The sequence below is a fragment of the Parabacteroides sp. TM07-1AC genome (assembly GCF_003480915.1).
GTDB classification, from domain to species: domain Bacteria; phylum Bacteroidota; class Bacteroidia; order Bacteroidales; family Tannerellaceae; genus Parabacteroides; species Parabacteroides chongii.
Window position 1 is genome coordinate 589,642 of record NZ_QUKD01000002.1, and the last position, 26,002, is coordinate 615,643.

18 protein-coding genes and 1 pseudogene are annotated in these 26,002 nt (G+C 46.2%); 5 read left to right on the forward strand and 14 right to left on the reverse strand.

Going from position 1 to position 26,002, the window contains the following annotated elements:
• Positions 1 to 11 precede the first annotated feature (11 nt).
• The 3 genes from DXD68_RS07080 to DXD68_RS07090 all read right to left on the reverse strand — a co-directional run bounded on the left by DXD68_RS07080 (position 12) and on the right by DXD68_RS07090 (position 3,722).
• Entirely contained in the window at positions 12 to 953 is a 942-nt protein-coding gene (locus DXD68_RS07080; RefSeq protein WP_122360927.1) for a ribose-phosphate pyrophosphokinase, read from the reverse strand.
• A 173-nt stretch (positions 954 to 1,126) separates the two neighbouring features.
• Entirely contained in the window at positions 1,127 to 2,824 is a 1,698-nt protein-coding gene (locus tag DXD68_RS07085) for an alpha-amylase family glycosyl hydrolase (RefSeq protein ID WP_122360928.1), read from the reverse strand.
• Positions 2,825 to 2,882: 58 nt separating this feature from the next.
• Positions 2,883 to 3,722, reverse strand: a complete 840-nt coding sequence (locus DXD68_RS07090; RefSeq protein ID WP_122360929.1) for a patatin-like phospholipase family protein — start codon at positions 3,720 to 3,722, stop codon at positions 2,883 to 2,885.
• A gap of 148 nt (positions 3,723 to 3,870) precedes the next feature.
• Here DXD68_RS07090 and DXD68_RS07095 point away from each other — a divergent pair, with 148 nt between their 5' ends.
• A complete protein-coding gene (locus DXD68_RS07095) occupies positions 3,871 to 6,075 on the forward strand; it encodes a sodium-translocating pyrophosphatase (protein WP_122360930.1) in 2,205 nt (734 codons plus the stop codon).
• A 5-nt stretch (positions 6,076 to 6,080) separates the two neighbouring features.
• Positions 6,081 to 6,218, forward strand: a complete 138-nt coding sequence (locus tag DXD68_RS24070) for a hypothetical protein (protein WP_158585861.1) — start codon at positions 6,081 to 6,083, stop codon at positions 6,216 to 6,218.
• Positions 6,219 to 6,324: 106 nt separating this feature from the next.
• On the opposite strand, the gene DXD68_RS07100 is transcribed toward DXD68_RS24070, so the two are convergent.
• Together DXD68_RS07100 and DXD68_RS07105 are read right to left on the reverse strand one after the other, a co-directional pair.
• Positions 6,325 to 6,798, reverse strand: a complete 474-nt coding sequence (locus tag DXD68_RS07100) for a glucosaminidase domain-containing protein (protein ID WP_122360931.1) — start codon at positions 6,796 to 6,798, stop codon at positions 6,325 to 6,327.
• Between the two features lie 22 nt (positions 6,799 to 6,820).
• Positions 6,821 to 7,276: an HU family DNA-binding protein gene (locus DXD68_RS07105; RefSeq protein ID WP_122360932.1), complete on the reverse strand. Its 456-nt coding sequence runs from the start codon at positions 7,274 to 7,276 to the stop codon at positions 6,821 to 6,823.
• 453 nt (positions 7,277 to 7,729) lie between these two features.
• On the opposite strand from DXD68_RS07105, the gene DXD68_RS07110 reads away from it, so the two are divergent.
• On the forward strand, positions 7,730 to 7,954 hold the full coding sequence (locus tag DXD68_RS07110; RefSeq protein WP_122360933.1) for a DUF4248 domain-containing protein: 225 nt from the start codon (positions 7,730 to 7,732) through the stop codon (positions 7,952 to 7,954).
• A 315-nt stretch (positions 7,955 to 8,269) separates the two neighbouring features.
• Here the strand turns inward: DXD68_RS07110 and DXD68_RS07115 are convergent, their stop codons facing one another.
• The 3 genes from DXD68_RS07115 to DXD68_RS07125 all read right to left on the reverse strand — a co-directional run bounded on the left by DXD68_RS07115 (position 8,270) and on the right by DXD68_RS07125 (position 14,330).
• On the reverse strand, positions 8,270 to 10,381 hold the full coding sequence (locus DXD68_RS07115) for a VapE domain-containing protein (RefSeq protein ID WP_122360934.1): 2,112 nt from the start codon (positions 10,379 to 10,381) through the stop codon (positions 8,270 to 8,272).
• A 116-nt stretch (positions 10,382 to 10,497) separates the two neighbouring features.
• Positions 10,498 to 10,779, reverse strand: a complete 282-nt coding sequence (locus DXD68_RS07120; protein WP_233577022.1) for a hypothetical protein — start codon at positions 10,777 to 10,779, stop codon at positions 10,498 to 10,500.
• Positions 10,780 to 11,204: 425 nt separating this feature from the next.
• Positions 11,205 to 14,330, reverse strand: a complete 3,126-nt coding sequence (locus DXD68_RS07125; RefSeq protein ID WP_147382981.1) for a DUF6383 domain-containing protein — start codon at positions 14,328 to 14,330, stop codon at positions 11,205 to 11,207.
• 768 nt (positions 14,331 to 15,098) lie between these two features.
• Between DXD68_RS07125 and DXD68_RS07130 the strand changes: the two genes are divergently transcribed.
• The gene (locus DXD68_RS07130) at positions 15,099 to 15,278 is read left to right on the forward strand and encodes a hypothetical protein (protein WP_122360937.1); all 180 of its coding nucleotides are present in this window, start codon (positions 15,099 to 15,101) and stop codon (positions 15,276 to 15,278) included.
• 185 nt (positions 15,279 to 15,463) lie between these two features.
• Entirely contained in the window at positions 15,464 to 17,653 is a 2,190-nt protein-coding gene (locus tag DXD68_RS07135; RefSeq protein WP_122361099.1) for a glutamine synthetase III, read from the forward strand.
• Positions 17,654 to 17,719: 66 nt separating this feature from the next.
• On the opposite strand, the gene DXD68_RS07140 is transcribed toward DXD68_RS07135, so the two are convergent.
• From DXD68_RS07140 to DXD68_RS07165, 6 genes and pseudogenes are all read right to left on the reverse strand, one after another.
• Positions 17,720 to 18,727, reverse strand: a complete 1,008-nt coding sequence (locus tag DXD68_RS07140) for a uroporphyrinogen decarboxylase family protein (RefSeq protein ID WP_122360938.1) — start codon at positions 18,725 to 18,727, stop codon at positions 17,720 to 17,722.
• Positions 18,727 to 19,407: a vitamin B12 dependent-methionine synthase activation domain-containing protein gene (locus tag DXD68_RS07145; protein WP_122360939.1), complete on the reverse strand. Its 681-nt coding sequence runs from the start codon at positions 19,405 to 19,407 to the stop codon at positions 18,727 to 18,729. The genes DXD68_RS07140 and DXD68_RS07145 overlap by 1 nt, the downstream gene beginning before the upstream one ends.
• 4 nt (positions 19,408 to 19,411) lie before the next feature.
• Positions 19,412 to 20,038: pseudogene (locus DXD68_RS07150) on the reverse strand (corrinoid protein); the annotation flags it as partial.
• Positions 20,039 to 20,069: 31 nt separating this feature from the next.
• Positions 20,070 to 21,323: a uroporphyrinogen decarboxylase family protein gene (locus DXD68_RS07155; RefSeq protein ID WP_122360940.1), complete on the reverse strand. Its 1,254-nt coding sequence runs from the start codon at positions 21,321 to 21,323 to the stop codon at positions 20,070 to 20,072.
• A gap of 19 nt (positions 21,324 to 21,342) precedes the next feature.
• Positions 21,343 to 23,232, reverse strand: a complete 1,890-nt coding sequence (locus DXD68_RS07160) for a right-handed parallel beta-helix repeat-containing protein (RefSeq protein ID WP_122360941.1) — start codon at positions 23,230 to 23,232, stop codon at positions 21,343 to 21,345.
• A gap of 241 nt (positions 23,233 to 23,473) precedes the next feature.
• Entirely contained in the window at positions 23,474 to 25,999 is a 2,526-nt protein-coding gene (locus tag DXD68_RS07165) for an alpha-N-acetylglucosaminidase (RefSeq protein ID WP_233577024.1), read from the reverse strand.
• Positions 26,000 to 26,002: the final 3 nt, after the last annotated feature.

Here is a 26,002-nt window from a genome sequence, read left to right on the forward strand (position 1 = left end):
AATCCCGCTAATTAAATAGCATATAAAGAACTGATAGATTCGCCACTGCAAACACGACGGATCGCTTCGGCAAACATATCGGCAACAGACAAAACTTTCACCTTCTCGCATTTCTTTGCGTAAGGAATAGAATCCGTAAAGATCATTTCCGTCAATGCAGACTGATCTACACGGGTAGAAGCCGGGTCAGACATGACAGCATGACTGGCAATCGCACGTACCGACTTAGCACCGTTTTCCATCATCAGGTTAGCAGCTTTCGTAATCGTACCGGCTGTATCGACCATGTCGTCTACCAACAGGACATCCAAACCTTCCACATCACCGATGATACGCATTTCTGCAACTTCATTGGCACGCAGGCGTGACTTATGACAGATAACCATCGGCAATCCCAGATATTTGGAATAGCTGCTGGCACGTTTCGTACCACCTACGTCAGGAGTAGCGATACACAAGTTATCCAAAGGCAGTTCACCCTTGATATAATCCAGGAAGATAGAAGAAGCATACAAGTGATCGACAGGAACATTGAAGAATCCCTGAATCTGGTCAGCATGCAAGTCCATCGTAATCAAACGGTCGATACCGGCTGTACTCAACATATCAGCGATCAGTTTCGCACCGATAGATACACGGGGTTTATCCTTTCTGTCCTGACGGGCCCAACCAAAATAAGGAACGACAGCAATTACAGAGTGTGCAGAAGCACGTTTAGCAGCATCAATCATCAGGAGAAGCTCCATCAGATTGTCCGAATTAGGAAATGTCGATTGAACCAGGAACACATCGCGGCCACGGATAGATTCTTCATAAGAAACTGAAAATTCACCGTCAGCAAAGTGTTGAATGTTCATCTGTCCCAGAGGACAACCAAGACTATTGCAAATTTTCTCTGCAAGATACCGGGAGTTGGTTCCCGAAAACACCAAGAAAGGAGTTTGTGCACTCATTATTCCGAATATTTATCTTAAGTAAATAGATTTGAATTGTGGTGCAAAAGTACAAAACAATTGACAATTGACAATGCACAATTGACAATTAAAATATAAAACAATTACAAGAAGCTTTTATTCTAAGATAATTCTTTACTCTTAATTGTCAATTATCAATTGTCAATTGTCAATTACTTATCATACGTAAACCGCAGTATCCTACCGGAATAGGCTGGTAAAACCAGCTGGTACGGACAAGCCGTCGTCAACGTACTGATACAAGTATCTCCCGTCAGCAAATCGGTCTGCACAGCCGCTTTATTGTCGTCAAAGTCCAATATCTGAAAAGCTTCAATAGGAATTTTCACTCGTACGGTCTGTTCATTCTTATCAAAATTAACGACAATCAGTACGACTTCATTGCGGTATTTACGCATAAAAGCATACTGCCGGTGCGTATTAAAATACGGATTTTTCGAGTTGGCATACATCAGATCGAAGAAAGCCCCCTGTGTGATCGCCTGTTCTGTCTTCGCCACATTCAGTATCTTAGCGTACTTTTCGCGCAAGGCACGCTGTTCAGCCGTTAAGCCGGCACCGTCGAACTTCCAGTCGTTAATCCATTTACGCAAACTATCGACGCTCCAGTAATCGAATATCGTCGTACGACCGTCGCGTCCGCTGAAACCCTCCTCGTCCATGCCCGGTTCACCCAGTTCCTGACCGCTGTAGATCATGACCGGATTCGTATTCATCATCGCCGATACGATCATACCGGGAATACCCGGGCGGGCATCGCCTGCAAAGAAATAAGATGCAACACGCTGTTCGTCATGGTTTTCCAGGAAATTCAGCATATTCGACTGGATACCTTCCAACCCTTGCCAGCAGTAAGAGATATTACTTGCCGGAGCCTGGTTACACATAACCGCACGCACCGTATCGTATAAGCCCACTTTATCATACAGATAGTCAAAATGACCGTTAAAGATGTAGTTACGATACTCCGCCGGATTATACACCTCGGCAATAAAACACACTTTATGTTTTTCTTTTACTTTCGGGATCACCCAGTTCCAAAATTCCACCGGCACCATTTCCGCCATATCGCAACGGAAACCGTCCACACCTTTATCCGCCCAATACAACAGGATATCCAGCATCTTCGTCCAGGTATTCGGAATCGGGTCGAAATAACCGATCCGTCCGTTCACATAATCCACTCCGTAATTCAGTTTGACCGTTTCGTACCAGTCATTCTTTCCGGGAGCAGGACTGAAACAGTCATTTCCGGTTACTTTTGCCGGGAACTCGCTATAATCATATTCGCCGTGCGAATCGGCAAACGACAGGTGTAACGGGCATCCCGGAATATAATAGAAATTGTTATTACGGTCGAATCCTTTCGTCGTATTATCATGCTGACCCAGGTCTTCCACATACGACATGCGCGCATCCGAATAATACTCGCGTGCCACATGATTAGGCACAAAGTCAATGATTACTTTCATACCCGCCTCATGCGTACGTTTCACCAGCGCTTCGAACTCTTTCATACGGTTCTGCACATTTTCCGCCAGGTCGGGATCTATATCATAATAATCTTTTATCGCGTAAGGAGAACCGGCTTTTCCTTTCACCACGTCCGCATGATCCTTACGTATCTGATAAGCGGTATAATCTGTTTGGGTAGCATGTTCTATCACTCCCGTATACCAGATATGCGTAGTGCCCAACTCCTTGATCTTAGCCAGTGCCGTCGACGAAAAGGCAGAGAACTTACCTACTCCGTTCTCATCTTTACTGCCGTTCTTCACCAACGAAGATCTCAAATTTCCGAACCAACGGGGAAATACCTGATAAATGACCATCTTATCCATTTGTTTCATCGCTTTATCCACTTTAAAAATTATCGGTAAAAGTTACCCGGTCCAGTGCCGTGCCAAACTATGGCAAGAGTATATTATTCTTTCGTGCCACAATCGCTTTCACCAGGGTTTCATATTTATTCTCTTGTATCACCAGTTCGAATGCCCGGATCGCCGCATCATAGCCGATACGTGCAATCTGTTCCACATTCTCCAGATCAAAGGTTTTATACATGCCAAATTCTTCCGCTTCGATCAGTACGTCGCACATTTCGCGGTCTTCCAGCGTATTCGCCCGGAACATATAGTGATAGGAACGCTCTGCTATATGAAATATCGTTTGCTTGTATTTCTGGGGGACAAGCGGACTGACATTCACCCCGATCACCCTCTCGCACATATCGCGGATAATGGATACCGGGAAGTTATGGAACAGGCCGCCATCCACATAATGCACTCCGTTGATGACCACCGGGCTGAAAATGATCGGAATACTGCACGAGGCAGTCACCGCATCCACGATAGGTCCGCTCTTGAACTCATGGCTTTCGCCGTTATCGAGATCGGTCGCTACCACTATCATAGGAATCTTCAGCTCTTCAAACGTCTTGGCTCTTAAATGGCGTTTCAGAAAATACCGGAAACGTTTGCTGTCAAACAATCCGGATTTGGGGATCTGAAGCTGTGCAAATTCGGAGAATTCACGACCGGTAAAAAGTTCTTTCAACTCATCCGCCGAATAACCGTCGGCAAACAAGGTACCCATTAACGATCCGACGCTCGTCCCAACGATCACATCCGGCTTCAATCCGCACTCTTCCAGCAACTTGAATACTCCCAGGTGTGCAAAACCTTTCGCGCCACCTCCGCTCAAGGCCAATCCCAGTTTATAGGTCTTATGGTTCGATTCTTGCGTCATTGTATGTTTTCTCTCTTTTATGTGACAAATATGCTGTTTTTTTTAGAATGAAACATTATTATTTACGAAAAAGTTTCTCCACTTCTTTATTTTCGTTACATTTACGGGAGACAAAATAAGGTCTTGAATCACTTTAAATCGAATGACTATGATAACTAGTATTTTCTGGATTGTACCCGTAGCGTCGGTTCTGGCGCTGGTATTTGCCTGGTTCTTCTTCCGGCAAATGATGAAAGAGAGTGAAGGAACGGAAACGATGGCAAAGATCGCTTCTTATGTACGTGAAGGTGCGATGTCGTACCTGAAACAACAATACAAGGTCGTAGCCTCGGTCTTCCTTGTATTGGTTATCTTGTTTTCCATTATGGCTTATGGTTTCGGCGTGCAGAACGAATGGGTTCCCATTGCCTTCCTGACCGGCGGTTTCTTCTCCGGGCTGGCGGGGTTCCTGGGGATGAAAACTGCGACCTATGCTTCTGCCCGTACAGCCAATGCAGCCCGCTCGTCTTTAAATAAGGGACTACAGGTTGCCTTCCGCAGCGGTGCCGTAATGGGACTCGTGGTTGTGGGGCTCGGACTGCTCGACATATCTTTCTGGTATATCCTCCTGAATGCTCTTATCCCCGATGAAGCATTGAATCCGACTCATAAACTGACCATTATCACCACTACCATGCTGACGTTCGGAATGGGTGCTTCCACCCAGGCACTCTTTGCCCGTGTAGGTGGCGGCATCTATACCAAAGCAGCCGACGTAGGTGCCGACCTGGTCGGGAAAGTGGAAGCCGGTATTCCGGAAGACGACCCGCGTAACCCTGCCACCATCGCCGACAACGTAGGTGATAATGTAGGCGACGTAGCCGGTATGGGTGCCGACCTCTATGAATCTTATTGCGGATCGATACTGGCGACCGCAGCCCTCGGTGCCGCCGCCTTTGTCTCTTCCGGAGATATAGAAATGCAGTACAAGGCTGTTATCGCACCGATGCTGATCGCAGCCGTCGGGATCGTCCTCTCGATCCTGGGTATCTTTGCCGTCCGGACCAATGAAGATGCTACGATCCGGCAATTGCTGAAAGCACTGGCGACGGGAACAAACCTCAGTTCGGTGCTGATCGCACTCTCTACGTTCGGGATACTTTATATGCTGGGACTGAACAACTGGTTTTGGATCAGCTGCTCGGTAGTGATCGGTTTGCTGGTAGGTATCGTGATCGGACAGGCTACGGAATATTACACTTCGCAATCATATAAACCCACCAGACGGGTATCCGAAGCAGGACTGACCGGACCGGCTACCGTTATCATCTCCGGATTGGGATTAGGAATGATGTCTACCGCTATCCCCGTACTGGCCGTCGTTGTCGGTATCATCTGTTCCTTCCTTTTTGCTTCCGGATTCGATTTCAGCAATGTCGGGATGGGATTGTACGGGATCGGTATTGCCGCCGTCGGAATGCTTTCCACGTTGGGTATTACACTGGCGACCGATGCATACGGACCGATAGCCGACAATGCCGGAGGTAATGCCGAAATGTCCGGCCTGGGTAAAGAAGTGCGCAAACGTACCGATGCGCTCGACTCGCTCGGAAATACGACAGCGGCTACGGGCAAAGGTTTTGCCATCGGTTCAGCAGCACTGACGGGACTGGCATTGCTTGCTTCGTATATAGAAGAGATCAAAATCGGTTTGCTTCGCCTGGGAGAAACCGTCCTGTCATTCGCCGACGGACGGACGATGGAGATTTCGAAGGCTTCTTTCTCCGACTTCATGATTTATTATGATGTGACATTGATGAATCCGAAAGTACTTTCGGGCATGTTCCTCGGCTCTATGATGGCGTTTATGTTCTGCGGATTGACGATGAATGCCGTCGGACGTGCTGCCGGACATATGGTGGAGGAAGTACGCCGCCAGTTCCGCGAAATACCGGGTATTCTGACCGGCAAGGCAGAACCCGATTATGCCCGTTGCGTGGAGATTTCGACGAAAGGGGCACAGCATGAGATGATTGTTCCTTCATTGCTGGCTATCATTGCTCCAATCGTTACCGGACTGATATTCGGAGTTACCGGAGTGATCGGACTGCTGATCGGCGGCCTTAGCACCGGCTTCGTCCTAGCCATCTTCATGGCGAATGCCGGAGGAGCCTGGGACAATGCAAAGAAGCATATCGAAGAGGGTAACCACGGTGGCAAAGGCAGCGAAGCCCACAAGGCAACTGTCGTTGGCGATACGGTCGGCGATCCGTTCAAAGATACTTCCGGACCGAGCCTCAATATCCTGATCAAACTGATGAGCATGGTGGCGATTGTGATGGCTGGACTGACGGTGGCATGGAGTCTGTTTTAACCCAAATGACAGGTTCAGCTGTAGGGGCGGGCAGACCCCGCCCCTACGGTCGAACCTGCCTGTTCCATTATGACGGCGCCTGTAAGGGCGGTTCGCGAACCGCCCCTACCAACGACGCTACATTCACATCTGACAAACATTGAGCTCTCCCCCTCTCTTTCTATTGCTTTCTCCTACCCAACAGGAATCCCAGCAAATCCATTATAAACTGAAGTATTCCTCTCACCTTGTTACTGTTTCCATTCTCGCTCATACACTTTCTTTATTATTAAGATTATACACTATGGGGACCAGCGACCGTGCAATACGTTCCAGCATATTGCAATACGCTTCGCGGTTATCCCCGTTCACTTCACTGATATACCGGCTGTAAGCAATCTCACGGGCATAAGCCGCCGGATAATGGCTCACGGCAGCCGCCTGTTTGTAGACCGTCGTTATCAGGCGGGCAAAATCGAGGAAGCTGTTTTCAGGACGGTCATACCGGCGGAACAACAGGCCGTCCGGCTTATCCGGAACTGTCTTGCCGCCATGCCAGTAGGCATTCGCCACACCGTAGCCCGTCAGCCCGAAAAAGTTGTTGTAGAGGGTAGCCAGGGTGCTCTCGCCCCAGCCGGATTCGATGGCAGACTGCGCCAGGATAACCACCGGGTTCAGTCCGTACAACTCACCCGCCACACGTGCGGCGGGGAGGTACTTGCGGGTAAACGACTCTTTATCCATACACACAGGGGGGGTAAGGATATTATTCGATTACCGGACGGTCATCTTCGCCACTGCCGCCACCTGTGTCCGTTTTCGGCTCATCCAATTTGAAACGCTCGCCTTTGGCTGTCGCGATCAGGTTGCGCAACTTCTCGCCGGGACGGAAACGAAGACGTGCACGATACAACATAGATGAAGAGAAATCATCGACCGTGACACTTCCGGAACTGGTCTGCACCAACTGGAAGGTTCCGAACTCGCCGCACTGAACCACTTCACCGCGTGCCAGGAACAACAGGAGAAATTCTATCAAACGGTCGATCACCACCTTCACATCACCACTCGAAGCCGTGGAACTCTGTGCCACCAGGGCACACAACTCTGCGAAGGTACACGTCCCCGTCGCACGGGTCTGCGCATAGAAAAGTTTCTCCTTCCCTTCCTCTACATTCTTACTGAGGTTCTTCCTGAGAACCAAATGATACTGAAATGCCATAATCCAATTGTTTTTAGTTGATTATTAATGATATATCAAAGATACAACAGCCATGAGGAGGCATTGATGTCCTAGGTGACAGGACGTGACGAAACGACATTTTATTTCCGGTAAAGTGATAGAGAATGAAAAACATTTACTAACTTTGCCTTAGGGGGCTCTATTTGACAAAAGAACAACCGGAAAAAAAGAAAAGGAGGAAATAAAATGGGAGCATTAATTATGTTTGGATTAGTAATTGTTATCGCTTTTGTTGGTGGCATTTACTTTATGATACAAGACCGCAAAGAAGAACGCCATCAGGAAGAGTAGACATATTGACGATCAGTCAGGATTTATTAATATCATAAAGGTTTTCACTAAGTGGAAACCTTTTTTTGTATAAAATAAGCAGTGATACATTTCGGCAATCCATTGATTATTCGTATCTTAGTAAATAAAAAACAACGAGCTATGGAACAAGCAAGCTTCATTATACGGTCATACGGAGTAGGCGAACTGGCGGAACTCTATAACCCCCACCTCAGCCGGCGGGGAGCCATTATGCAACTTTGGCGGTGGATAAACTATCACGGCACACTGAAAGCAAAATTAATCGAACTCGGCTATCATACCGGTGCGCGGAGCTTCACGCCAAGACAGGTGGAGTGCATCGTCCTGCATTTGGGAGAACCTTGAACGGTAACTGTTTTTCCGTGGCTGCCACAGCTATTTGAAACCGCTGCTGCAACCACTCAAAACAGTTGCAGCAGCCACCGGAAACGACTGCAGCAGCCACACAAAGTGGCTCGGGCAGCCACCGAAAAGAAATATATATCAAAAAGCAGGGCAGCGATGAAAAAGGCAGGATAAGGCAGCCTAAAAGCCCTCTCCGGGAACCTTTTCCGACCCGTTCCTTTTGTTCCTTGCGGTTTCGGGAGAGAGGGAACAAAAGGAACAGGCTAAAAAAGTTTCGGAAAACATCTTTTGCCTGCCCCATCCTACCCCCGGCTTTCAGAATGGTAGTTTCGGATCGGTCTGATCGTCTCCTATATCTTTCTCTTTATCTGTGTCTTCTGGATTTTCCGACGGATCGTAACCGAACCCTTTACGTCGGGCCTCCACCTGTTCGGAAGTCAGCTCGATCACCCTGTAAAGCTGCTTGCCATGCTTCTTCACCCACTCGAAACCCTCTCTTTTTAACATTTTTCCCATGATATTTATACCGGAAGCAGTCACCGGAAAACGTGTCCGCTCGGCAATACGGGTGACCAGTTCGCTACAGGAGAGCAACAACGGCATCTCGAAGCGTACCGGCTTACGGTAATAGGTATAAAGCAGCTCCAGCTCCGGGCTGACCAGCTGGAAAGGTTCGTTGTTACTGTTGATCTCCGCAATATCCGCATTGGCAAACCAAAAACAGAAACCTTCGCGAAACAAAGCCAGCGCCTGCGCATAAACGGCGGTATGGTCGACCGGCAGGGTATAGTCGATACGCGTCGCCTCGAAACAGAGGAAACGCCGCGACCCGGTGCGGTCGGTCAGCACCTCACTGTCGTTGACAGTAGCGGCAAAGGAGGCACGACGCACATAGGTCTCGGCATTACGGGCATAGGGACGGCGTTCGTACACGCTGTTTTTCGTGATCAACGCCTTCAACTGATTCAGCTCCGTGCGGCTCTGCCCCGACAGCTCGTCGAGGATGATCAGGAAACAGTCGCTCATCATCAACGACGAATCCTTGGCCGTCGGGTCGAGGTTGCCCGAATAGACATACTGCCGCAACCGGGGAGGCACCAGGTTACGCAGCCAGGTGGTCTTGCCCAACCCCTGCGCACCGCTCACCATCAAAACCGTATGATTCTCCAACCGCTCGTCGCAGGCACAGGCAACGAGGGCAACCAGCCATTTTCGCAGACATTTCTCCCAATACGCCGGGCGGGTCGTGCAGACAGTAGCCGCCAATGCCCCGATCGGATCGGTCTGTCTGTCCCAGGCAGGCAACTGATCAAAATAAGAACAGAACGGATCATACTCCGGACTGAAATCGGAATGGATCACCGACCGCAGCTCGGAGACACTGCACAATACGCCCTCCTTCTGCAAGGCACACCAAACGGAGTTTTCCCAATAGTCGTTGACCGGCGTAAACGACTCATCCGTACCCTTCGGTCTACACTCCACCAGACGGCGCACCACATTGCGGCGCAGATCATAGTGAGCGGACAAATGCTCCTGTATCTGCACCACATAACTCGCTCCTCTCCTGCCGGTCTGCAAAAAAACGGTGGCATGCTGTTCATCGTGCGCATAGGCGCTGTCGATAACTGCTGCACGTTCATCCGCCGGGAGATCGGCAAAAGCTTTCGCGGCATAATTCACCACATCGGCCCGGTTAATGCCCAGGCGGTTGCAATGGCTGGCAAAAAGATGGACATAATTGTTACGGTTGCCTTTGTCGTAGGCATACTTACGGGTGGTCTTCTTGCGGGCAGAAGCGAGCAGGCGCGACGCTTTCGGATCGACCGGCGGCTCGATGAGGCCGATCCCTTCCGGCTCGCCGCTTTCGCCTTTCAGCCACGCTTCGAAACAGGGAGAGATATACAACGTCGGATCGTACGACAACAGGCACAGACGCCCGATGTCGCTCCCCGACGCATCCGCCCCGATGCCCAGCTGGTTTTCATACCAATCCTTCACCAGGGTGTAGACCGCCTTATGGTTCTTCAGGGTGCGCTCCATGCGGACAGCCGGATAAGCGATGATCTTGATTCCGTGTCCGCGCGGACTGATCCAGCAGGCCACCGTATAGACAGCCTGGCGTGCCGTTTCCAGCAAACGGGCAAGGTCTTCTTTCTTCAGTTCATCGAAATCGAGAATCACCAGCGGGTTATAAGCAGTGATACACTTAGCCAGTCGCTGCCCCGCGTAGGTAGCCGAGAGGGTGACGGCAGGCAGCTCTTTCTTCAGTGTCTCGGCAGCGTCGGGGTTGCCCTTATCCATATACACACGGATCTGGTTGACTTTGGTGGCATACTTCCCGCTACGGATATCCTGCAGGACATCGATCAGGTTTACATCTCCTTCATTGCGCTTGAACCGGGCAAACTGTGTTACTTTCAGCATAATAAATTGTATTAAAGAGGTTGATTAACAAATGCTCAATGTAAGAAGTAAAAAGAAGGCCGCCTATTGTTTTACACTATTTTAGGGAAACAATAGGCGGCTTGAAAAATAAGGAATTAATAACCTAAGTGTGAACGACTTTCACGGTGTTCATCCATATAATTCCGTACCAGATTTTCGAGTGATCCGAGTGTCAGAGGTTCTTTCTTCGAGTCATAGCATATCTGAAAGACGGAATAAAGCGAGCGGAGGAAAGCTTTCACCGCATGTTTGTCGTTGACAGTCCATTTCCCGCTCATCAGCAAGGGGCCGATCAGCTCGACGAACTCTGCACCGGTTCCGTTGAAAACGATCGTTTCTTCCACGACCATATCTTCGTTCCACACTGCGTTTTTCAAAAGCCGACACATATAGTTGTCGCTTTTCTTCACTTCATTCAATACACTCTCCAGTTGTTCACACTGGTTCCTGAAATCTTGTGCCGCGTTTGTCAGTAGTGCGGCGTCCAGTTTTTTTTCATATTTGTTTGTTTTATAAGAATTGAATGTTACTTTTCTCTTGAAAGAAAAGTAACCAAAAGATCAAGCCAAAAGTAGGTTCAATATTTTCTAACAACGAAGCCCCGGCGGAATGAACCGTCGGGGCTTGTTTTTGTCTGTCTTTGCTCATCACAGAGATCGAACAGAAGAACTTTATTTCATTACTTTAGTATTAATATCTACCGCTTGTTCGCCTGTCACAGGCTAATTGGTTCTTTGTGCGTTGCATGCAATATGAACCGCGCGGTAAACAATTTAGAATTATTTTGATTATAAATAATTGCTTATTTTACGATTGCTTTTACAGCAGCTTCGCCTTCTACAGCTACTACAACTACACCTGCAGGAGCAGAGATTGTTGCTTCGTTAGAAGTGATTACTGTGTTAGCAATTGTCTGACCAAGTACGTTAGTGATCACCACGTTCTTATCAGCAGCACCCTTGATGATAACGGCACCCTTAACAGTAGCAACAGAGATTGCAGATACTTCAGGAGTTGCATCGTTAGCTGTCGCATTACCTTCGTAGTTTTCTTCCATGTTGAATGTTTCACCGTTAGTGTACTGATTAGTTACAACTACAGTACCGTTCACCCAACGCAGGTAACCTTCATTATCAGCTGATTTATCAAATGCATCTTTGTCAGCAGCATTATATTCCTTATACTGAGTCTGAATCTTGAATGAGCCAGCATTGTTATCTACATAACGGAAAGCAAACTTAGCAACATTGAATTCCGGAGAGTCCATAGCCAATTTAACAACTTCACCACCCTTGCGAGTAATATACAATGTATCCTGGCTGTGAATACCTTCTACGAATGACAACTTAGCTTTGTTTTCGTCTGCTTCAACCATATTGATATACGGATTGTTGTGCAGATGATCTTCTTTGTAAGCAAATGCAGTGTCGATCAAGTTGATCAAGAAGCGACCTTTTACTACAGCCGGGTTTTCTTTTGCGTCAGCGCAAGGACCACCGTGTTCTTCTCTCCAAGCATCTGTGTTATGTTCAGGATTGTAAGGACAGTAAACAGAGTTTTCTTTGTCTACGTTTACAGCCAACAGATATTGGTAGCAAGTGTTTGCAACACCACCAACTGTACGGTTTACATAAGCTGTGTCAACAAACAATGCAGGGTTTGCACCGCTTACGCTGTTGTTTACATTCAGGAAGCTCAAAGTTTCGCCGTCTACAACAGACTTAGCGTCAGCTTTTTCGAACAATACTTCTGTAGGATATTCTTCGCGGTAGATCTTAACGATATCACCCCAGTCTTTTTTCACCTTACGGTATTCAGGAGCGTCGATAGGATCAACAACCATCAAAGAGTTAGCATCGTCTGAATAAGTTGCAACGTTTTCCCAAGTACCTTTGTTGGCACTGTTCTTCAAGTATACTTTGTCAGCACCGTTGATTGCAGCAATAGCATCAACATTACCTTTATCGTTATAAGTATTATTAAGAGCCAGAGTTACATAGTTGTATGTATTACCCGGTCTTTTCTTCAATGCAAAGAACTTAGCATCACGAGGAGTATTCTTGTTGTCCTTGTCGCAGATGTAATATTCCAAATTTACTTCATCGTTCAAAGTTACATATTCGCGGTTACCTCTGTTTTGGAATACATACGGGAGAACTGCCAATGTATTGGTAGTTTCAGTAATAACACCAGTTGTTGCATTGTAAGAATACAATTTGCTATCTACCAATACAGAGTCGATCTGTGTATTATATTTAGCATCTTCTTTCTTAACCAATTGTACATTCCACTGAGTAGCTTCTTCCTGATTTACAGTAGCACCAATCTGGTGAGTACCATGATTTTCTGCCCAATAAGCAGGAACGTCACCGTCAGCATTGCGACGAGATTGTCCCAAATAGAATGTTGAGTTGATCAGTACATTGTCTGCATACACTTCATAACCGTCAGTTTTTGTAACTGAAGCTACCGGAGTGATCTTGATCAAGTCATTGTCTGCAATACCTTCACTAGCTACGACAGCCGCTTCATAAGAACCATCAACAAGACGCAATGAAGAAAGAGATACTTTAATACCTGTATTTTCACGGTTTGTTAATACCAGGTTACCGCCATCAATGCTCGGAGCCCACATTGTAGAAGGATCTTCAGCAACAAAGTCAACAGCCTTTACGAAATCGTCTTCAACAGCAGCAGTAGTAGTATTATATCTCAAACCTAACACACCATTGATTTTGTATGCGTTAGCATTCGTTTCATCACCTGTCTTCACATAGCTAACTTTATAGAACTGACCTGTCAACAAGGTCTTGAAGTCAAGTGTGTTTGAGGCGCCAATAGCTGATCCAGCCCAGTTTGCAGCATTTGTACCCAAAGCTGCAGGATCAAGAGCTGTCAATACATTAGTAGCACTTGATACATTTACATATAAACGTTTGTCAGTATCAACCAATACCTGTACGGTATTTGTTCCGTTATCAGCTGTGTTGATAATAAATTGAGCTGTAGCAGCACTAGCACCAGCAGCTAATGTTTTTGCATCAGCTTCGCTAATTAGCTTAAAACCACCTTTTACTGCATTTGTTGAGTTCAAGCTCGGATCAAAAACAAGATATTTTCCTGCTTTATTTTTCAGATAGAAAGTAGTCTCTGTCGTTGCAGCAGCAAAATTACCACCTGCAAAGGCCATTGCAGTCAACTTGTCTGCAAATAACTCTGCTCCAGTAACTGTTTTGTCACCATAAGTAACTGCCAGGCTAAAGCCATCTTTTAGTTCTTTATTCAAATCTTCACCTTTAGCAGCAGTTGTATAAGCAGCTTCTACCGGTGAAAACAAAGCTGCATCAGCAATGTTAGTAGCATAAGCAGCATCAGCAGTTCCCAGCGTAAAATCTGTACCATCATATTCTACATAAGAAACTTTACCATCAGCAGCTTTTACAGCCAACGCATAGAAAGCACCATTTACAGTTACAGAACCACTGTTCTTAACCGGAACAACTTCGAAGTTAGAGAAACCGCCAACACTAAGTACATTACCAGCCTGATTCTTAACCTGACCATTAGCAGTTAAAGACCAGTAGAAAGGAGCAGCAACAGCAGCAGAAGTTCCATCATAAGCATCTCCTTTAAAAGTTGCATTATAAGTCAGGAAATCGTCAGCATCAGCAGCTGTTGTTGCAGCCTTCTGAATAACAAATAAACGAGAATTGTCTTTAATAGTAGACAACAACTGTCCTTCCACTGTAGCAGTTGCATCCCAACCATCCAAAGCATCCAAGTCTGTTTCCACTGCTGCAACTGTAGCACGAGTAGAAGCCACAACAGCTGTAGGAGCCGTAAACATTGAAGCCGCTGTACCTGCATAAGCTGAAAAAGCTGAAGCAAATAACAAGCTAGCTACAAGCGTAGAAAACTTTTTGTTCATAATCAATAAATTTAATATTAATAATAGTGTTACTTAAAAGTCCTTTTCCGTAGGGGCTTTTGATACTGTCAAAACTCGAATGACTAGTTTAAACGTCCCTTTTTTCTCGTCAGCAAAATTACAACATTCTTTCTAACCGCCAATCTTTTTCCGAATAATTTTTCTTTTCCTATATCCTTTCTTATCAATTGGATAGCAAAGTTAGTACGAAATACTCGCTTTAGAAAACGAATTCCCAAAAAGTGACGAGAAAAAAGGGACGTTAAAATTAGTCACTCATTTTCAGCCCTCCAATATATAATATTCAAAGTCTACACAGCATTATACGTTCCCAAAAACAATCATCAAAATAAAACATATCCTTATATAATGTACGCGTGTGTACATTAATTTAATTAGTTACCTGGAAGAATAAAATCAAGAGAAACGGGAATAATCGCATTTTTTACATTCAAAAAGCCATTCTGAACACCCAATAAAAGAATAATTTGCGTTGATTTCTTGAAAATAAAAAGTCGAATAATTTAGGAAATGAAAACTAATCTTTATATTTGCATTGTTACTTGATGTTCGGTAACTCAAAACTTTTATACTATGAATAAGTGTATTAATCCTTCCCTGTATTATTGCTTCACTATTGGATATAGAATTGAAGCATGTAAAAAATCATTTCTTCGCTTTTCGAAAGAAAAACAATGTATTTATGCTAAGATGCAAAAGAATTTAGTGAATAACCTTTGATATATACACATAATAATCTAAATTTGTATGAAGAACGAAGACATGCTGAAGGAGCTTGGCAAATATTTTATTGATAAAAGAAACAAAATGGACGATAGACTTATAATTCAGCTTTTTCTAGTGGCTTGCTTGTCTATTGTATATTTCTGGGCAAGGCATAAATGGGGAAAAAAAGACTCCGAAGAAGATTGTAACGAGAAAAAATAGAATACCCTACTTTTGCTCCATAATAGTGCCCTTGTTAGCTCAGTCCTAACATACTGTACTCTAAAAAAAGATAATCGAAGCTCATCCCAAGTCGGGTGGGCTTTGTTTCTTTTTAACTACCCAATGAAAGCATAAACAAAGATTTGCCCGTATCTTTGCAGCCGGTAAACAAAAAAATAATCCGTATGTCAATCTCACGCTTTAATGCAGTGGAGAAAGCTTCCAACCGTAAGGCCGTAGAAGCCATCACTCCCAAACAGAAAGTATCCGAGTACTATGGCGAGAACGTATTTAACCGCAAGGCGATGCAAAAGTATCTCTCCAAGGAAACGTACAAAGCCCTGACCCACGCCATTGATAATGGAACACCTATCGACCGGGAAATAGCCAACCATGTAGCTGCCGGTATGCGTATGTGGGCACTGGAAAAAGGAGTAACCCATTACACACACTGGTTCCAACCGCTTACCGACGGAACAGCCGAAAAGCACGACGCTTTTGTAGAACACGACGGCAATGGCGGTATGATCGAAGAATTTAGTGGCAAACTGCTCGCTCAACAGGAACCGGACGCATCCAGCTTCCCCAACGGCGGACTGCGCAACACATTCGAAGCCCGCGGATATTCTGCCTGGGACCCCTCCTCTCCCGCATTTATTGTAGACGACACCTTGTGTATCCCGACTGTCTTTATCGCTTATACCGGTGAAGCACTCGACTACAAAACACCGCTTATCCGCTCGGTTGAAGCTCTGAACAAAGCAGCCAAAGAGGTCTGCAACTACTTCAACGAAGATGTTCATAAAGTGATCACCTACCTGGGCTGGGAACAGGAATATTTCCTGGTAGACGAAGAATTGTATTCGGCCCGTCCCGACCTGTCACTGACAGAACGTACGCTGCTCGGACACGAAAGTGCCAAGAACCAGCAGTTGGACGACCATTATTTCGGTGCCATTCCTTCACGCGTACAGGAATTTATGAAAGACCTGGAAGTGGAATGTTACAAGCTGGGTATCCCGGTGAAGACCCGTCATAACGAGGTTGCCCCGAACCAGTTCGAGTTGGCTCCGATCTATGAAGAATGTAACCTGGCAAACGACCATAACCAGCTGTTGATGTCGGTCATGAAACGTGTTTCACGCCGTCATAATTTCCGCGTACTGCTTCACGAAAAACCTTTTATGGGTGTGAACGGTTCGGGTAAACATTGTAACTGGTCGATGGGGACCGATACGGGCATCAACCTGTTCTCGCCGGGTAAAGACCGCGAAGACAACCTGCGTTTTATCACGTTCGTGGTCAATACGCTGATGGCCGTTTATAAATATAATGCCTTACTGAAAGCAAGTATTGCTTCTGCTACCAACGCACACCGTCTGGGAGCCAATGAAGCGCCTCCCGCTATCATCTCTTCTTTCCTGGGAACGCAGATCAGCGAAATACTGGATAAATTCGAGAACAGTTCGATCGAGGACGCGATCGAGGTAGATGACAAGAAACGTCTGAGCCTGGGCTTCGGACAGATACCGGAATTGCTACTGGATAATACCGACCGCAACCGTACCTCTCCGTTCGCTTTCACAGGAAACCGTTTCGAGTTCCGTGCACCGGGTTCTTCCGTGAACTGTGGCTCGGCTATGCTGGCTGTCAACTCGGCAGTCGCTCATCAGCTTCAACAGTTCAAGAAAGATGTGGAAGCACTTCAGGCTGCCGGAAAGAGTAAGGAAGTGGCTATCTTCGAAACACTGAAAGCATATATCAAAGAATCCAAACCGATCCGCTTCGACGGTAACGGCTACTGCGACGAATGGAAGGAAGAAGCAGCCCGCCGCGGACTGGATTGCGAAAATAGCGTTCCACTGCAATACGATGCTTACCTGAAACCGGAAGTGATCCGTATGTTCAAGGAAACAGGCGTATTGAATGAAAAGGAACTGGAAGCCCGTAACGAAGTAAAATGGGAAATCTATATTAAGAAAGTACAGATCGAAGCCCGCGTATTGGGTGATCTGTCGATGAATCATATTATTCCGGTTGTATTGCACTACCAGTCTTTGCTGCTCAGCAATATCACCAAGCTGAAAGAGACATTCAGTCCGGATGAATACGAAGACCTGTCAGCCGAACCGCGCCGCCTGGTACGTAAGATTTCCAAACACGTGAATGCCGTAACACGCATGACGGACGAAATGATCGAAGCCCGTAAGAAAGCAAACGTCATCACCGACCTCCGCAGCAAGGCGATCGCTTATCATGATACGGTAGTTCCGTTCCTGGACGACATCCGCGAGCATATCGACGAACTGGAACTGATGGTGGATAACCAGATGTGGCCGTTGCCGAAATACCGGGAACTGTTGTTTATCCGGTAAGAAACAGATAAGTACGATTCTAAATACAATGTCCTGTGTAAAGAGCTTACACAGGACATTCTTTTTTTACACTGATCGGTTGTTAAAATCATTAAGTGCCTGATAAAACGCCTCGATATTCTCAGAGGGAATATGAGGGGGAACATCACAACCTGTCGATAAAACGAAATTCTTCCACTGGCTGGTATTCTTTAAGAGATTCATCGTCTCTGCATATACTTGTTCAGAAGATGCCTGTTTGAAAAGTCCGACCGGGTCCAGGTTACCCATAACCAACCGGTCTTCCGGACAGTTAGCCAACGCATCTGCCATATCTATCTTATTGCCGAAATGAAGCCCGACAGCTCCCGACTGAACCATGGCTTCCGTACAATGCCCGGCGTTTCCGCAGTTATGCAGGATCACCATAAAGTTTTCATCCTGCACCGCATCCACGATCTGACGAACATAATCCGTCGAATACAAGATACAATCTTCGTTTGAGATCAGACCTGCCGCCGGTTCCGCCATGATCACACCGTGAACGCCTGTCTGTTTGATCGCACGGGTATAGTCGATCAGAAAACGGGTGCACTTTTCGAGCAAGACGGCTATATTCTCCGGTTCCACATACAGGGCAATCATCAATTCGGACAAACCGAACAAACGTCCTGCCAACGAAAACGGACCGATACAACCGGCAAAGACAGGCTTATCCTTTACACGCTCAGCCGTCAGGCGGTTTGCTTTCAGATATTCGGGCACACGTCCGGCATCCAACGAGGGGATCTGTAAATTATCTATGGACTCTTTGTCGGATACCAACGGTTCCGTTACACTGGGTACTTCATCTTCCGGAAAAACCACTTTCGCACCGAAAGCTTCTGCCTCTACCGTCAAATCCATGATGACCGTCGGAGCTGCCGACGGATATTGCTCGTTCAACCGGCAGATGGCTTCTGCATGTACTTCGCCGCTGGTAACTGCATCTTTCACTGTTTTACCGCATAGTTCGATACCGGGATGCGTCATGATAGGAACGGCCCTTCTCTCCTGCCGGCTCATTGTTTCCTGTAACCATTTCTGTATTTCCATTATTTCTTCAATCTTTTTCGTTTATAACAGGTTTCTAACTCACAAAACTGACAACCATACTTTTTCTCATCCACTTCAGGTCCGATACCGATCACGCCACTGATAGACTTAATCGGCGTCATCAAACAAACCTCAGACAAACTGATGCCGCAAGGATGCTCGCCCATCAACCGGAAGAGAGTCTTCTGACCGGACAAATGCCAACCGCAATAACCCGGACTCATACGGTTGGTATGCCGTTCGCCGCCCAGTTTTTTTTCGAGCAATCGCTCCATGTAATCTCCGGCCTTTTCGGCAATGCAACTTCCGATTACATCGGCTATAAAACATTTCAGAATATCGCCTTCCGCCTTCAAACGATCTTGATAAGCTTGAAAAGCAGTACCAGCCGTGGCCGCAAAAAGAACAAAACGTTGAGAGCTCTTCATTAGGGTAGCGATGGTAGCCCCTACCTGCAAGCGTTCACCGCCGTTTATTACGACCTCCTCACCTTCTATCCGTCCGCCAAACAGACCGAATGTACAACGCGGCTTTACCCAAGAGGATATATCTTCCAGCATGGAAACAACCAATGTCTCCACGGGTTCTTCCGGTTGTTGCGTCTTGCTGTATCCCATCTCCACGAACAACTCGTGTGGCGTCAGGGACAGCTGACTGAAATCCAACTCGTACTCCTGCATACGATCAGGCGGATAATAAGGATTTAGCAAGCGTTACGGCGGCATTGGCATTGTCGCTATAACCGTCTGCTCCGATCTGGCGGGCAAAGGATTCAGAGACCGGTGCACCGCCTACCATGACTTTCACCTGACTACGAAGACCGTTTTCTTCCAGGGCTTTGATAACCTCCTGCATATAGTTCATCGTTGTAGTCAACAGCGCTGAAAGGCAAAGTATCTGCGCCTGGTTTTCTTTCAAAGCATTGATGAACTTTTCCGAAGAAATATCGGTACCCAGGTTGATCACCTCGAATCCGCAACCTTCGAGCATGGAAGCTACCAGGTTCTTTCCGATATCATGCAAATCACCTTTCACCGTTCCTATCACCACTTTTCCCAAACTATGGGAAGCAGCACCTTTCATTTGCGGTTTCAGCAGGTCGAGCGCACCTTTCATGGCACGAGCTGCCATTAATAGTTCAGGGACAAAGGCTTTTCCTTCCTCAAAACGTTTACCGATGTCTTCCATGGCCCGCGACATATAGTTATTAATGATCAAATGCGGGTCGATATTCTCTGCAATAGCCTCGTTGGTTACCTCCTTGGCTACATTCAGTTTTCCTGTCAAAATAGCTTCATACAATTTATCTAAATCTGCCATAACTTTATTCTTCTTTTAGTATTTAACTTCGTAACTCACGCAATGTCTCTATCATTGCCACTACATTCCGTACCGGTGCGTTGGCCTGTATATTATGGACGGCATTAAAGACGAAACCGCCGTCTGCCCCCAGTATCTCACATTCCTGCATGACGTGGCTCCGCACCTCTTCGGGTGTTGCATTCGGCAGGATACGTTGCGTGTCGATGCCTCCGCCCCAGAAAGTAAACTGGTCGCCAAACTCTTTCTTCAAAACGCGCGGATCCATATCCTTGGCATTGATCTGTACAGGGTTGAGAATGTCGAAACCAGCCTCTATAAAACCGGGCATAAGCGGAATGATGGCGCCACAGCAGTGTTTGAATACCTTCCAGGTGGTATGCTCATGGATCCAGTCATTCATCCGTTTATAGTGAGGGAGCCACAACTCGCGGAAGGTATCGAGGGAGCAGAATTGAGAATCCTGTGTGCCGAAATCGGTTCCGCAGGTAAAGACTACATCGACTTTTTCACCCACTGCATCCCAAAGACGTTGATAATTTGCTATCGCGATATCGGTCTGCTTTTCAAAGACGGTTTGTACATAGTCACGGCGCATGGAGGTAGACATATACCATTCCGCCACATTCCGGATTCCTTTCGGATCTTTCAGGCCCATACCCGGAACGAAAGCAATATCGCCCAGTGCCGTACCTCCGAAGCTGGCAACGACCGCTTTTCCCGTGGCAGCAGCCTTTTCGACTGCCTCCTTATAATACTGAAGATCTTCTTCTGAAATAGGCCCGAATTCTTCCAGGTTATCTTCCGGCTGAATCGCATCATCGTCGACATACTCCTGCCGTTCGGTTGCATTGATAAAATAACAGTCAGCCGGCATCACGGCACTGGGGGGATAAGAACGGTCGCCACCCGCATAGATATGCACGTCTCCCTCTGCATCAGTCGTCAGGTCGATACCGGAGGCGATCATCACTTTCTGTCCCCAGGGGGTTATTTGTTCGTGAAGTTGTGTTTCATCGATGTCGAACATATCCTTCCGCCCGAAAACAGGGACACAATCTACACCGATAATCTCCTGCAGGTCACTCTCGATCTCTCCCAGCATCTGGAAAGGTTCGATGACGCGGACAGGATGCGGGTCCAATCCATAATGTTGCCGCAAAGCCTCCACGACCTTGCAATGGATACCGGTAACTGAAGTTGCTCCGAAGTCGACCGGTACGCAATCGGGCATACGATGGGCTAGTGCGCTTTGCACACGCTGTTTAGATGTCATGTTCAATAATAATTTTAGATTACCATACTTTTATTCTGATCTCGCCGTCTTTGATGGATTCCAAAGGCCCCGGTTTGGGCTGGTTTCCACGTGCATTCCCCAGATAGTCGGTCGCTATTTCAATCGGGCTGCCGTCAGGTTGCTCATAGGCTTGTCTGGGGAGTTTGGCTTTTCCCAGTCTCTCCGTATTGACACGGCTGGTCTGCAAATCGCTCAAACCTTTTACGGATAAAGACAGATAAACGCCGTCAGCCGTTTCTTCGATCTTCACATTCGGGTTGAAGTCAGGAAGCACAACGCTATTCTTTTCACCTTCGAAAGGTAAGGCTTTGTTGTAATAAACATTACCTTCAACCATCATCGGATAAACCGTTTTGTTATAGTCTGCCAAACCGTATTTCCGCTTATTCTCTCCTTCTGTCACCGGATTCGTCGTAGCAAAGAGGTTATTGATATAACGGTCGTCCCCACCGGGGATAATGGACAGGCCGGCAACCTCCGTCGAATGAGGTAAAAAGTAAGGTGTGTACCGTCCATGTTCTACGTAGCGGTAGATATCTCCGGCGATCAGGTTGTGAACGTAAGCACCTCCCTGGGATTGTTCCAGGATGCTCCGGCGTGAAGCGAAGATATTATTGTCGACCAGGAACGGGCCGTGGTTTACTTCCAGGAAGATATCTTCCAAATCATTATCATAAAACAAGTTTCCGGAAACCCGCGTTCCCTGTGTCATCCAATCCAGCCAAAGGGAACGGCCTGCGTTATGGATACGATTATGGATAATACGGGTATCTACTGCCGCATGGAACTTTATTCCTCCGATCTCGGCACCGGTAAACTGGCGTTTCACCCAGATATCGTGGATATGATTGTTTTCGATCAGACTAAAAGCGGCTCCCATACTTCCACAGATACCGGTTTGTTCACAATGGGATATCTCATTGTTACGAACAATATGCGAACCGATGTTTTCCTGATTCCAGCCATTCCGGATCGTATTGAAAGTCACTTCGATGTAATGCAGAGAACCGTCGAGACTCGTATCGTTCAGCCAGACGTTATGTCCGGTTTTACGTTCCTTTCCCAATGTAATACCTGAACATTTGGAGTTACTGATCACATTATTCTCGATGATCCAACCTTTATTCCAGTGAGTGGCTACCATACCGATCTGCTCTGCTGTGGGAGCACCCCATTGGGTAGCAGCCTGGCTGATGTTAAAACCTTGGATAGTCAGGTAGTCGATACCCGGTTTCTCCGGATAGAAGCAGGTATTGCGGGTACTTATTTCCACTAGTTCCTTATTCGGGTCGTATTTATGGAAATTCGCCCAGATGATCGTATTCACACCATCATTCTCGCAATACCAGGTGTAGGTGGAACCTTCCTTGTCTTTGCTCTTTTCATTCGGGGCCGGATGCAACACCTTGTCCAGTGTTTCTTTCTCATAAAGCGATTTGTTGTTCAGGAACACTTCACCGGTATGATGTTCACGTCCTATACCGTCAAACCAGTCGCCATAGATCAAGTCGGTATAGGGATTATAATCACCAAAGAACGTATTCGGTATCGTTACTTTCCAAACACCGTCTTTCTCTTTCGTCCAGTTGGAGATTCTTTCTGAGCCTTTTATCTCGACCTTTTCTCCCGGGGCCGCACGATAAACAATCCGCTTCTCGTCGCTTTCGCCACCTCTCGGAGGATTGATCCATTCACGATATGTACCGGCATGTACGGTAATTATATCTCCCGGGAAGGCATATTCTGCAGCTTTTCCTATTGTCCGGAAAGGAGCTTTTTCGGTTCCTTCATTCGCATCGTTTCCTTTGACGGAGACGTGATATTCTTTCGCCTGCACTGCCGCACAGCATATCAGGAATAGTGTAAAAAGTAACTGTTTTCTCTTCATGGTATTTCGATTGTTGTTGTAACATCAATTATAAGAACAATGCAAATATAGAGGGTCCTTTTCCGATATAAAATAGCAAAAAGTTGCCTATTTTGTGGATTATTATTGCTAATTATACACATCTGACAAAAGATGACGATTTCATCGCACTAACACTATAATGCTAGCCATAGTAGCACTATAGAGCTGAATAGGTAGGACTATAGTGCTAATGGTAGGAACACTATAGTCCTAATACTTATTATTCTCCAATAAGAGAAACTTGTCCTGAAGCCGTTTCCAATCCGGTATTTTCCATTTGTATCTGTAGCTCTACACCGTTATTCCCACGAATATCATCCGATAAGGTTACCGGATAAACGATTCTCAATTTATCTCCGTGCAGGATTTCTTCTGAAGTATCGTCTATCAGCACTTTTCCATCTGCGACCAGTTTCAAACGGGAGCAAACGACCGAACTTTTCCCGGCTTTCTTTTCTATTCGAACAGCCGATAGTTTATCCAGCCTGTCTGCCGGAATCTGAAATGATATGATTTCTGTCTTTTTAGCACCTACCGTCCATGATCCCAACTGACCTTTTTTCCCATCAGGTATTAAAGAAGGAGTTATAAATGCAGCATAATCAACCAGTGAACGGGCTGTATTTACGATGTCGGCAGGAGGTGTCTGTGGAGAACAACCTTCCGATTCGACCCAGGTCTTCTCCCATTCGGCAAAGTTAAAACGAGTACCTGTTTTTCTGCTTGCGAAATAATGTTTCCAACGCGGCAAATAATAGTCACGGATCAAACCTGACCAGACACGGGCGGAGTAATCATCTACCGGAGGTCCCCAGATCGTGACGATACGCTTCGCATTTCTTTCATATTGTTTATGTTGTTCAGGAGTTACAGCCTGCTTATGGGCAAAGTCGATCCAACGCTCCAAACGTAATGTCGGATGAATAGATAACAGAGCATCCATTCCCGTCAGTATATATTCAAAATCCTTTTCAAATTTTACGGCACGCACCGTATCTCCTATTTCATACTGCCAGTCTATTGCCTTCACCAACAATTCAGCCTTTCCTCCCAGGTAAAGGGCTGTAAACTCCGAAAGGTCTGCCAAATAAAGAGGGTTATCTTTCAGCTGACCAGAAGCACTGACAAAAGATTCCAATGCCTTGAAAAACGATTCACTTATATTGATTGAACCGTTCCGAACTGTCCCCGGACGCAACTGCCAATTGTAGCGAGGATGGTCGGTAAATGTCCCATAGACAGATTCTAGCAACGCATCCCAACATTTACGAACGGCTGTCGGATAGCCTCCATAACGGTTATAAGAATACTCCTTCAACCATTCATGAATATTAATCTCTTTATCCGACCAGCCAGCATCAGACAATAATTCATAGATGACTTCATTGTTTTCTATTCCTTCAGGTGCCATTCCGTGAGCCTTCAAACGCCCTTTATTTGGAGAAGACAGGGCTTCCAAATGACCGTTTGCATAAAAGTCCAATACTCCAGTCATACCGGTTTTTCCTCCCATATTCGGAATGACACTATATACCCAAGGCTTGTTATAGAAACCTTTATAGAACTCCCAGTTCACTTCCGATTTCCAAAAATGCTTATTATAATCTACTGCTAAATCCAACAAAAGCATTTTGTTATCCGGAACTTTAGAAACCAAAGCTCCTAACGTTTCATAATCCCAGATATCCCTTTGGTAACCAAACATCCAACCCTGCATCGTCCAAACCGCATTCGGATTACCTTTGCGAATAGACTGATACACTTTGTCGCCGTAAGAGGCAAGCAGTTCGTAACGCTCTTTAGAACCTTTAGCCGGGAAAGGAATATCCATCTCGTTAAAGCTGTCCACCAGGTAGTGTTCATTAGCTCCAAATTCTTTTTCCCATTCACGAATAAAGGCTGTTCCGATCTGAGAGAACAAAGGTTCTTCCGGAGAGATCATCCAGTTACAGAAAGCACCTCCCCAATGCGTCTGGATAATTTCCAGATCAGGATAGATACGTTTAAAGGCTTCCGGTATAAAACCCGGGAAACCGGGACAAATGGGTTTCATACCCAACTCTTTCATCCGTTTTAATATTTTGTGCTGCAAAGCGATTTGCTGACGATGCCAGTCCTCATTCAACGGACCGTCAATACCACTTATATTCCCCATCCGCATCCAGGGTAAATGAGCCGGACCTACAAAATAATGATTTATCTCATCATCCGTCAGTCCCATCTTTTTCCATACACGGGCTAAGATCGCTTCATAACCAACCAACGCCAAGGGCATATCAATACCATGCAATGCCATCCAATCTATCTCTTTCTCCCAACGTGCCCAGTCCCAGTAAGGCATGGAATATCCATAAACTACCACATTACACATAAAATGGTTTTCAAAAGGAGAAACGACTCGTTTCAAGGGACTCTCTTTCAGCTCCTCAGGAAATCGAACATTATTTCCGGACCAACTATAAATACCGAACCGGTTACTTTTAATAAAATCATAAAAGCCCCGACAAAGTGCAACCGGACTGCTTCCCTCTATCTTCAAAACTCCCTTGTCGACCTCATACTGAAAGAAAGTCTTTCCTTCCGACTTCTTCTTATTCGACTTCAACACAAAGGAAACCGGCAAATCAGACTCTCCTGTAACCCGTTCAATCACTTTATAAGCCTCTTCCAACGATTTCTTTTCTCCCAACATCGACTGCTGGGCAAAAAACAATAGACAAATGCCCAAAAATAAGATTCGTTTCATATA